Annotated in this window: 3 protein-coding genes; all 3 read right to left on the bottom strand. The window is 49.4% G+C overall.

Annotation, left to right across the window (positions count from 1 at the left end; genetic code table 11):
• The coding region (locus JNK54_08130) for a hypothetical protein (protein ID MBL8024228.1) at nucleotides 1-3,528 on the bottom strand (3,528 nt) is incomplete at its 3' end.
• Nucleotides 3,529-3,636: 108 nt separating this feature from the next.
• Nucleotides 3,637-9,597, bottom strand: a complete 5,961-nt coding sequence (locus tag JNK54_08125) for a hypothetical protein (GenBank protein MBL8024227.1) — start codon at nucleotides 9,595-9,597, stop codon at nucleotides 3,637-3,639.
• 152 nt (nucleotides 9,598-9,749) lie between these two features.
• Nucleotides 9,750-11,555, bottom strand: coding sequence for an ABC-F family ATP-binding cassette domain-containing protein (locus tag JNK54_08120; protein ID MBL8024226.1), 1,806 nt, complete (start codon nucleotides 11,553-11,555; stop codon nucleotides 9,750-9,752).
• Nucleotides 11,556-11,721 lie beyond the last annotated feature (166 nt).

The raw sequence follows: 11,721 nt of genomic DNA, 5'->3' as shown, positions 1-11,721 counted from the left end.
GTTCCTCCAGAAAACTAAAATATTTCCCGCGTTATTGGCAAATCTTCCTTGCGATTCCTTGGCCACGAGCTTGCTGTAGACGGGAAATGTACGCATGAAATCTTTGTGGAGAATCTGAATAAGGTTTGATAGGGATGGTGTAACTAAGGGGGGTTGTTCGTAAGACCACATTTCTAAATCACTAAAGAAAAATTGAGATTCATCCTCCACTTCCCGTTTGGTTAGATCCGCTAACTTGTTGAGGAATAGAATTAAAGAGCCCTTGGCCTTAAGTTGGTTTAGTTCAAGGATTTCCTGAAAGTCCGGGTCGGCCAATTGTTTTTCCAAATTCCAAACAGGAATCCTGGGCAGTCCAAGGATCTGTAAGGCAGGGCTCACGAGCCGGGCCAGGGCGTTCTGAGCGACGTGGGCAATGAACGTGGACCCTTTCACCCAGTCCGGTGACAGAACAGCCCCCCACCCCGCGATTCCCAACGAAATGATCGTGGCCATCTGTTGTGAAAGGCCGAAACTGAGAAGAACAGTAAAAGGCGCCGCGGCCATAAGAGCGAGACTCACGCTCGCAATAACCCCCATCCCCATCCACCCCAAACCTCGGGTTACAACCCCCCCATCACGCCAAGCGTGGCCATCTCGAAATTCCTGAAGGTCCTTGGAGATAATATCGTCCGCCTCCCGAAGCGGTGCACGAAAAACATCGTCCATCAACCGATCGAACCATTTATTAAAATCGCTCGATACACCAAGAATGGGGGCGATCAGATTTCCCACAATTCCCTTTTCAACTGGCGTTACCACCAAATCTTTATTGTTGAAATTAGGATGACGTGAATAATTAAAATTTTGGGGATTATTAAATATCTCGGTTTCTTCTGGTATGCGATTGATAGCCACACCATGAGTTTCATCCCCTTCCCCAGAAAAAAGATTGGGAATTATTCTCTTTTTCCAAAGAAGTTTTTCAGGGTCATTTCCTGGAAGGTCTAAATAGGAGGCCTCATTTGTTAACCCATTTAAAAAAATCTCCCAATGGGTCCTTTTGCTTTGCAGGGTTAGTTTCGGGACGACGATTCCCTTAACGATTTTTCCTCCCAAAACATTGTTCCAAGCCTTATGAATTAATCGGACGGAAAGGAAGGTGGCCAAAACATTTTGGAGTGAAAGGGTCTGTGCAAAGGTCTGAGTCGCTTCCGAAACCATAAACGGAGCCAAGGTCGAATCAACCGAAACCGGAATAGGTACGCCCAACACAAACAGGGCAATTTCCAGTAGGGCGAATGCGGCCCCAAAGAGAATCGTGGTGTAGGCGACGGTAGCCACGGGATTCGCTTTGAAGACCGCCACGGGGGTGTTGGCTGTCCCTTCGGGTACTGACCCGGAATTGATGAGATCAGGCGCAAGATTTTTCCACATATGGGAAAACGCGAACAAGGCGGCCCCGACAACAGGTAACCCCGTCGAAGCAAAAGCGACTGAGACCACTGCCGTGCCAACCAGCAAAGCATCTTCAACACGAGTTGAATCCTCGCCCATAATCCGTTTGGAAATATCCACAATCCATTTACCCGTTGCAGGAACCAAATTTGAGAAGAATCCCTTGCCGGAATAATTCGTGACCAGGTAAACCGGGGTGTTCGAATTCAGATGAAAGACAACTGTGGCGCCTGTGTACTGGGAGTCCGTCGTCAAGGCATATCTCTTGCCAATAGACACCATTTCTTCGCCCAATTGAGCTACTTTCTGAAGTCCGGCCATGGTGCGAGCACTAAGCCCCTCCGGATTCGCCATTTCGATAGCTTTAGCCAAATAAATCCGATCCCCCGCCAGTTGTTTTTCTAAGGGAAGCGGATCGTTCGCCATCACGTCCAAATAATCGTTATCTTTTGGGATCGAGGAAATCTTCGGCGTGACGACCACGTAGGAAACCTGCTTTTGGCGCAAGAGGGCCGAAAGGCCCTCCGTGTGGAACCCCCCCGCCACCAACACGGCGGATTTGCCTTTCGTGTCCGCCATCTGGCGCAACAGGTTGTCGGTGAGCGCGTTGTTCCGCCGTGCCGCATAGGAACAAAAATCCTCATAGGGTTTCAACGTCTCCGCGGTCAATCCCTTTACCTTGACCGAAGCATCCAACGCCGTTAACCGTGCCGCCAACCGATGAATTTCCCCCATCCGACTTTCGTAGGCCGTCCAATCCGCCACGCTCATCTCGTGCCGAATCAGCTTGGCCAACAACGACAGGTCAAAGGCCACAGCAACCAGTTGGCGCTCTTTCTCGTTCCGCGCCAGCCGTTCCGGGATCGCCCTGTCCAGCCGTTCCATCTCGTTTAATAATTCGTTCCGATCAATCTTGTCCGCCAACAGAACGTAGTCCAGATACCGGCTCAGTTGGGGCCATTGATTAAACTTAACCCCGTGGGTCAAACAAATCCGTTTCAGATGGTTGTGATAATCCCCATACCCCATCCGTCCGGCCCGGTAATCCACACTCTTGGCCACCAAATCTTGCATCTGCGCGGCCGACAGTTTCCCCACCAACCGTTCCACCAATTGCCGACGGTCTTCTTCGACCCGTTTGAAATCCAAGGAATTTTCTTCTTCCAACGCTTTCACCAACAACCCCACGTTGGGCACCGCCTTCATGTTTTCCAGAGATTGATGGGTGCTTAACAGGTAGCGAACGTAGGTGGCCAATTTCTCTTTTTCAGAGTGATAGGCCTCAAAATGACGGTCAAAGGTTTTTAGATCCGGGGAGAAATAGGTCTCTTTCAGTTTCGCCGATGCCCGCTGAAGGGCCGCCAGTGATTCCTGAGCCACCTGTTTCCCTTTGTAGGCGTCTTTCAAGGCTTGCACGTTGGCGGAATAGAGAGCCTTATCTTCCGCACCAAAGAAGTCCGGCGATTTCGGGAGTGTTAGCCCGGCATACTCTGGCCCAGCAATCAGACCTTTCTTCAAAAAGAGGTCGGCAATATCTTTGGTGATGGACGCGTCCGGGTAGTCCCGGTATTCTTCTAATGAGAAAGATCCAAAGGCCGCTTCCAACCCCACTAAGCTTATCCCCGGCTCCTGGGCCAGTTGCCCAATCATTGAGGAGATATTTCGTTGAGCCTCTTCAATCCCGTGGGCATCTTGAATGTGAACGATGAAGGGGGCTTTGGTATCCGGTGAAAGATAAACTTCCCGCACGGAACCGTAGGGTGAAACCCGTTTCCCTAACCAGTCGCCTGTTTTCGGGCCAAGCACAAAGGGTTCTTTAGGAGAAGTGTGGTCCGCAGAGGTCGAGGTGTTATCGGGCCGCCCCAAATCCAAGGGCCCCGCCTTGGGCAGTTGGGCCAACAACATCTGCCCGTTAGATGACCCGGAATTGAACCCCTCGCCATTCGTTCGCCGAACCTGTTCGCTGGCCACCCGTCTCGCGTTCCAAAAACTAGTCTCCCCCGAATAAGCCAAGGGACCATTAACAATAAAAAATGAAAGGCTAATCGCCCCCGCGAGGCCCTTCTTAAAAAGTTTGAAAGGAAAGTTTTTCATTTGTCACCTAAATTCTACGTTACCGACCTTAAGCTGGCCTTAACAACTTGTAAATCTTTCGTAAACAGTTTCATGCATATACAAGCATCAGAATGGCCAAAAAGAAGGTTAGGCGTTTGTTTGGAGAAATGTGTGAAGTTTGAAAAACTTTTGCAGATGATCAGCTAGGGTTAGGATAGCTTTAATATTTACAGCTAAACCCCCCGTGTCCACCCGATTTTCATCATGGGTCAAAAATTGAACCGACTGGGCACTCGCCGTTAGATTGAGATGGCTGAAAAGGGGCGCCAAATGAATCGTCGCTTCGTTTTCCTCATTAATTGATATAAGTCCACTAACTGTTTGAGGCGAAGCCACAGTGATTGTTTTTATCCGATCAAAGAGAATCCCATATTTACGCACGAGCCTATTCGCCATATAGGTTCCATCAACCGTTGCCCCAGACTCGTCATTGGCGGATGTCACCAGAACCAGTTTCTGTTGGAGCCCATTCCTATTGGTGGAGAGAAGCACCCCCGCCAACGCCGAGGCCACTTCCTTTTGTCGCTCCCGATCCTCTTCTGAATTGGAGAGCAACAAATCCACGTCAAAAAGAGTCATCCCATCGGGACCTTGCGTTTGGGCGAATTGCCGCCAGAGGTCCACCCGAGTCCATTGTTCCAGAAATCCGTTATACCGTCTAAACACATCCGCAAGAAGAGAATTCCAATCCTTCCCCGTTGATCCCGCTGCACCCAATAATAAATCCACATCGAATTTTTGTGCGACAGCTATACTTTGATTTCCGTTTTTAGGGACAAGTATGGAGTTTCCGGACGTCCGCAGGAGCGCCCCGTAAAAGGCGGCACGTCCCAGTCGGTCCTTGGCTAAAAACCGGGCACCCTGGCGAAATAAAACTCGTTCACGAAGGAGCACAACATAATAACGCCAGTTCAACCAATCTTGAGGGGTCGCCACGGCCAACCATATTTCTCCTAAAGCCCACCAACGCAGGGTCCCTTCGGTCTCTTTCGCGTTTCGGTGTTGAGTAACCATCAGTCCAACGGACCCTGAATCCTGTGTCCGAAGAGTGGAAAGCCATTGCTCTTTCGTATTTCCCTTTCCCCAATTCGCCTTGACCTGTTGACGAATAAATCCTCGGTACGCTTCGGCGTTTAGAGGAACAACAACATCGTTCGAGACCTGATAGGACCGGAACAAAAGATCCAGATTGATCCGGCCCCCTCCATTCAGCAACAAATCACTAAGATCAAGATCCCCCTGTCGCGTGGTTTGAAGGTTTAGGGGTAACACAACGGGGACAGGGGAGGAGGCTTTTACTCGAACACGAGAACCTTGATCTTCAGGTGGGCGAGGAGTTGTTTTCTTTGGTTTTTCTCCCTGTGGAATGTCATTCATGAACCGAATGAATTCCCCGTGTTTCTCCGCGACCTGAGAAAAATCATAATGAGCTGTTTCCAGGTAGCTTTCAGCAAAACGGTTAAAAATATTTTCTGTATGAAGGACATCTCCATTAATCGCCAAGAGGTCTTGAAAAGACCGCGCTTTTTCCAAATAAGCCAAGATTCTGGATGAATTAAGCCGATCACTTTTTAAAGCGGCAAGAACAACGGCCGCGGCAGTCGCCATCAAACTTTTGCTCGGGAGGCCTAATCTCGTATCTCCATCGCCTAAATATTGGGACGTTAAACTGTTCATCAATTGGAGATGAAAGGATTTGTCTAATTTTGTTACGGTCTCTTGATACGCTTCAGAAACCGCACGAACGAGAGCTTGCACGGAACCTTCTTGAGAAAAACTTTTTAACGGGAAATGGGGTTCATTAGGAATGATCGAGCTCTTTTCTTCAAGAACTTCTGTCACCAAAAATGAATAAGATTCGCTTTTAAAAGAATCTATAACACGAATAGGTTTTAACGTTTCGTCATGAACCTGAAGTTCAACTATTTGATCATCAATCCATCCCTCGAATTTAGATCCTTTCCCAACCGTTACGAAAAGTGTGCGACCATGAAACATCAGTTCAGTGGAACGGGGGGATTCTTCAACGCTTAAAGGGATAGAGACACTATTTACCATTAACGCGATATCACTTCGTAATTGGCCACGTTCTTTTTCAAAAAGGATCTCGCTTCTGGTCTCTCCCCGCCCTTGCACCCCTAATAAAGAACCTGGTTTTAAATCGGCTAACCATTGAAATCCCAAGAAGTCTCCCATAACCTTAGCGGTTCCCGCGACAATGAACGAGTTGATGAAGACATGGGAATATCCACTCAGCATCCAGGGCAATTCTCCCGCCCACCCAGAGGATGGGAACAACGCAAAGGGTAATGAATAAAAAACACCCATGGCCCACCAATTCATAAAATCACGCAACGACACTTTCTCCCCTTGAAGAGTCCATGAAATGGAATGAATCACGGCAGAAAGAAAACCAACGAGAAGGGGTGCTAACGGGGCAAACCCCAACGCAAAGGGGATCGAGGCAAGCGAAGCGGCGATCACGGGTGTCCCCAACCCATAGGCCAGGGTTTCCGCTAACGGAATGACCACAGCCACCATCCCCTTGGCCAAAACGGACGCCACGGAGTCCGATAGTCCAAAAGAAAGATAAAAACCTTTTAGTGTTGGAACACTAAAAAGAGAATGGGGTTTTTGAGGTTCTAACAACCCCCTCAAATAGACCGCATGGGCCGCCCTGACATCATTTTCAAAGACATCATGTACTCGTTTCCCATTGGGTTCCCCTGTCAATGTAATCTCTCCCAATTGATAGGCAACCAGTTGGTTCGAAACAGTCAGACCAAGGTGATTCTCTGGATGAGTTAGATTTGAAAAGGAAAACCCGTGTTGGCCCATTTTGTTAACAAAGAGATCATACCGTTCCTGGCGTTCCGAACGGCGAGCATCGAAATCGATTCGTGTTTTATAAATTTCTGTTTCGTAGGGGACCTTGATTTCCCCATTTAGCGACCACTTTTCCGCAACGGTAGGCAGTTTCCACACCCCTTCTTGAACGACGACATCGGGATGATAGGTTTTTCCCCCATCTCGGGTAAATAAATCCAACAGAGTTGATTTGGCGTATACACCACCCAAATGGTTTTTAATCGCATCAAAAATAATTCGCGAATTTATAAAAACGTGTTCTCGGTTATTAACAGGGTCAACCTCAGGAAATTTAACCATAACGTTCAAATCGGGCGCGTAATAAACTCGATAAATTCCATCATAGCCATGTTCTTCCAGCGGTGTGTTTGCAAGTTTCTTTTGAACCACTTCCTGGGCGATTCTTGTCAGTTCCGTTTTCAACTTCCGAGAAGTCATGCCCACGGGGAGGTGGTGCGAAGACTTTTTCAGTTTCCCATCCTGAAAATCATTGATCAATTCGTTGATTTGATCCGAAATGCTGTCATGGGACTGGTGGTGAGTCGACCGTCCTTTGCGCTGCCGGGCGTGAACATTAAATCCCACGCGAAGCGCGACGCTAGCGATTAAAGAATTCGCTCCCCACACAAGATTTGAAAGAAATAGGTCTCCTGGAACACTAAGAAAAAACAAAAGAAGCGGTGCGTTGAAAATCAATTCCGCCAAACGAAGAAACTGTTTGGTGGCACCGGAGCCAATGGGAACAAGGAGCCAGGCGCGGTTGGAAAAATCATACCGATAAACGGCCTGTCTTAATTCCACAATCAGATGGGAAAACAGGAAAAAGGTTCCTGTATGCAAAACCAGTGGATCAATAAATTCCATGGGGAATGCGTATGAAATGGAAAATAGAATTAGGCCAAAGAGGGCTGATTGGAGAATGTTGGCGTGAACCTCTACGGACGTGCGTACGGGGGCGCCAAAAAACCGGGAAAACAAATAGACGAAACCAGGAAGAGCGCTGCTGGGCCAAGCCGAAAAATAGGGTTTGGAATCTTTCAGATGATTCTGTTGATCAGAAAGTGGTTGGGCTGTTCGGTCGTTCCTCTTCCCCGAATGTTTCTTGCTCCTCGTTAGGGTTGCTGTCCCATTTACTCCCCCCATCATGTTCATGGAGATCGCTTGATCGTTAGTTGATCGCCCATCAATTTGGAAAGACCCGTTATTCCCAACCGCCGACACGGCCAATTCCATCCCCAACAAGGGTGGAACAAGGGCGGAGAGATCATTCAGAACCTGTTGTAGTTTCTCCCTCATCTGGTTTTGACGAAGGTGTAATTTCTGCAGCAGGTCCTCTTTGAGTTGTAAATAGGATCCCACTATTCCTAAATGCAATCCATCCGTAACCGAACGGGAGGTTTCCTGCCCCGACAATCCGCAAACGGTTTTTAACGCAATGGGTTCACCTGTAAACATTTTTTCAAGGGGAATCGGATCCTGGGCAAAAACGTCCAAGTAACGGTGTTGGGGGGCTACGGGTCCAATTTTTGGTGTCAGAACGAGGACGGAGGCTTCCTGCTCAGATAAAGAGTCCATTAAACCGTCGGTATGGAACCCCCCAGCCACCAGAACGGCCATGTCCTGTTTATCCTTCCCCATCTTGACCATCAGGTTCTTTGTTAACGCCCCATTGCGGTCCATGGCTCGAGCGCAAAAAGCCTCAAAGGGAGAAACCAAACCTGTTAAACGTTCCGGCCATGAAACATGGGGACCAGGAGCCAGCGTTTTGTAGCGACCTTCCAAATCGTGGATCTGATTCTTTCGGTGCTGATAGATGTTCCATTCGTCCGGAGTCATGCCGTTGGCGAAAAGTTTCTTTAAAAGAAGAGTGTCCCGGGAAAGGGCCACAAGAGTTTTTTGTTCGCGCGTCTTTATCAACCCATCCTGGGCCGACTGTTCTAACCAGGCCATTTCGTTGAGGAGGGCGTCCCGCTCAATTTCTTCACTGGCCGCCACATAGTGCATATACGCCAGGAGGGACGGTCGTTGACCTAACGACACGCCTTTCACAGCACACAAATTCCGTAGGTGGAGATGGTAAGCGTTGTGGGTTATGGCCCCCGCACGCAATTCAATACTGCGATGGGTCAGGTCCTGCAGTTCCTCTTGGGTTAAAGTGTCAGAAAGGGCTTTGACCAAATCTTGCCGTTCTCGTTCCACAGCGGAAAAGTCCAAAGATTTCTCTTCTTTAAAAGCCGATAAAAAACGAACCACATTGGGAACCTGAAACGCGAGGGCCGTCCCTTCCCGTCCGTCAAAATCCACTAACGTCTGGACATATTCGCCCAACCCACGGATGTTTTGATCGTAGAGGGATCGGTTCTGATCAAAAGCCATAAGGTCTTTTGAATAAATGGATTTTTTAAGTGTTGCCAACCCCGAGGTCAGTGAAGCCAGAAACTCTGCCGCCTGGCCATGGCGGGCCAATGATTCTTTCACAGCATCCACGTTGGCTTGGTAAAGGAGGGGATCTTCAATCCCCCACAGAGTCAAGGGGATTTCAGAAGCTAAGCCCGCAAATTCCGGACCTGCGATCAGATCTTTCTTTAAGAAATAATGCCCTACTTTTTTGACGATCTCCTGATCCGGGTAAGGCCGAAATTCGTCCACCGCAAAGGCCCCCCAAGCCCCTTCCATCCCCACCAACCGAACCCCAGCGTTCCGAGCCAAAGCAAGAACCATTTCGGAGATGTTCTGTTGAGCTTCAAGATTCCCATGAACATCTTGAATATGAAGGACGAGGGGAGCCCCCAACTTTTTCGATTCCTGAACAAAACGAACCGTGCCAAAGGGCAGAATGGATTGAGCGATAAGGTGAATGCGACGGTCAGCGGTTTCTGTCAGCGATTGGTTTAAGGATGAGTCAGAACCCAAAGCGTTACCCGGCTGTGGGTCAAGGAAGAGGGATTCGGGAGAAAGTGGCGATAGGTTACCAGGAAGCCCAGCAAAGAGAGGTTGTCCCTCCCGCCAAGAAGAAATCGATTGAGCCCGCGCCGCCCGCCGTCGCTCCCCCCAAAAATGTGATTCCGAAGCGTGAACAAAAACGATGTTGGTAGACAAATAAACCGCCACCAACAAGACCCGCCCCACCCACCGCAACAAGCTCGACCCCCTATACCCCACCCCAAAATTGTTTTCCATTCGGAGAGTCTACATCACCCCTCCCAAAGATCCCCTTAACAACTTGTAAATAATTTGTAACGATATTGTGGGGTCAAGTCTTGACTTTCCAATCATGCCAAGATATCCCTTTTATGGGTTTCTAATGGGACATCCTCTTAATCGGATTATTCTCAATTAATCTTTCTACGTTCTTCAAGTTCGGACCATCGTTTGAATAAACTTTCCGTTTCGATTTCCAAATCGGCCAATCGTTGTTGCCTCTCCATCAAAGCTTCGGCATTGTCCGCTATCGAAGGGTCCTCCAGGGCCAGCCGCGCCTCTCGTCCCTTTTCTTCAGTCTCATGGAGTTTCCCTTCAATTTTTTTCAGTTCTTTGGATTCCTGTGGGGTCAGTCCTAGCTTCGGTGTCTGCAGTTTGGCCGGTGGGGGTGGTGGTTCGACCTGGGGCTCCTCGTGGTCACCCCGGAGATCTTCCCATTGGGACAGATCGGCGAAAAAGTTGGCGTTCCCCCGGCCGTCCAAAGCCAAAATGCGTTGACAGACTCGATCCAGGAGGTAACGGTCGTGGGTGACCAACACCAGCGCCCCGGAAAACTCCATCAAACTATTCTCCAATACTTCCAGGGAATGGATGTCCAAATCGTTGGTGGGTTCATCCAGGAGGAGAATGTCCGCGGGTTTGAGCATCAGCCGTGCGATCAAGACCCGTGCCTGTTCTCCCCCAGAGAGCCGTGAAAGGGGCACATCCAGCTGTTCTTTCCCAAACAAGAATCGGTCTGCCCATCCGGCCACATGAACCGGATTCCCTTTGTAATAAACATGTTCGCCACTCTCACAAAGCGCTTTCCGAAGCGGGAGAGAAAGATCCAGTTGTTCCCGGTGTTGGTCAAACGTGACAACTTTTAACCCATCGGCCCGTTTGATCTGTCCAGCATCGGGTTCCAAGTGGCCCGCCAAAACCTTGAGCAGGGTGCTTTTTCCGCTCCCATTTCCCCCCAACAAGCCCACTTTGTCCCCCGGGCTTAAAAAGAGATCCAGGGGCCCGAACAATTTTCGATTCCCCATGCTCTTTTCCACCTGAACGAATTCGGCCAAACGCTTGGTTTGCCGTTCACTGCTGGAGAAATCAATCGCGGCGGAACGAACTTGGGCGTTTCGGAATTTCAACTCATTCAAGCCTTCAATGAGTTCCCCAGCACGATCGATTCGGGCTTTCTGTTTCGTGGTCCGTGCCTTTGGCCCTTTCCGCAGCCAGGCCACTTCTCGTCGCACAATGTTTCGTGCCGAGTCTTCCTGGGCCGCCTGGGCGTCAAAAAGTGCTTCACGGCTTTCAATGAAATCACTGTAATTCCCAACGCTACTGAAATGGCCATCCGCGTAGCGCTTGTTTAGTTCAATCACCCGGTTGCACACGGATTCCAGAAACCGCCGATCGTGGGTAATCACCAAGAAAGAGAACCGGACCTCGGTCATTAACCGTTCCAGCCAGAGCACCCCTTCTAGGTCTAAATGGTTCGTGGGTTCGTCCAAAAGCAACAGGTCGGGTTCACAAAGGACCTGGGCTAAAATGGCCAACCGTTTCCGCCACCCTCCAGATAACCGATCGACCCGCTGATCCCCATCCAAACCGGAAGAAGCCAATCCGTCTTCCACGCGAATCATAATCTCATAATCCTCAAGACCTAACCCTTGCAAGGCCTGGGTGAGCTCTTCATAGGCGGTCAATCCGTTTTCTTCATCTTCAAAGCGGTCCTGTTGGGCCAGGTAACGAATGTTTAAACCACGGCGAAGGGCCAATTCCCCCCCATCCGGCGATTCGCGTCCCGCTAATATTTTTAATAGGGTCGACTTTCCTGCCCCGTTCGGCCCAATCAATCCGGTCCGTTCTCCCTCAAAGAGACCGAAGGAAAGTCCCTCAAAAAGAGGCCGCGCGCCGTAGGTTTTAGAAAGGTTTTGACAACTCAGTTGGATGGCCATAGGTAAGGATAGAGGGTGAAGGTTCAGCTCCAAAGAAAACGGATCCCGCGAATCATTATATAACTATATCCTTCTTTGTCCGTTCAATTTCCGATGTGATTCTGGGTAAATTTAAAAAAGCGGCCAGGAGGGCTGATTGAGTTCAGCGATCTCCTGGCCGCGACAC

It is taken from the genome of Elusimicrobiota bacterium, assembly GCA_016788905.1.
Classification (GTDB): Bacteria; Elusimicrobiota; Elusimicrobia; order FEN-1173; family FEN-1173; genus JADKHR01.
This window is presented reverse-complemented; position numbering and strand designations above follow the sequence as displayed.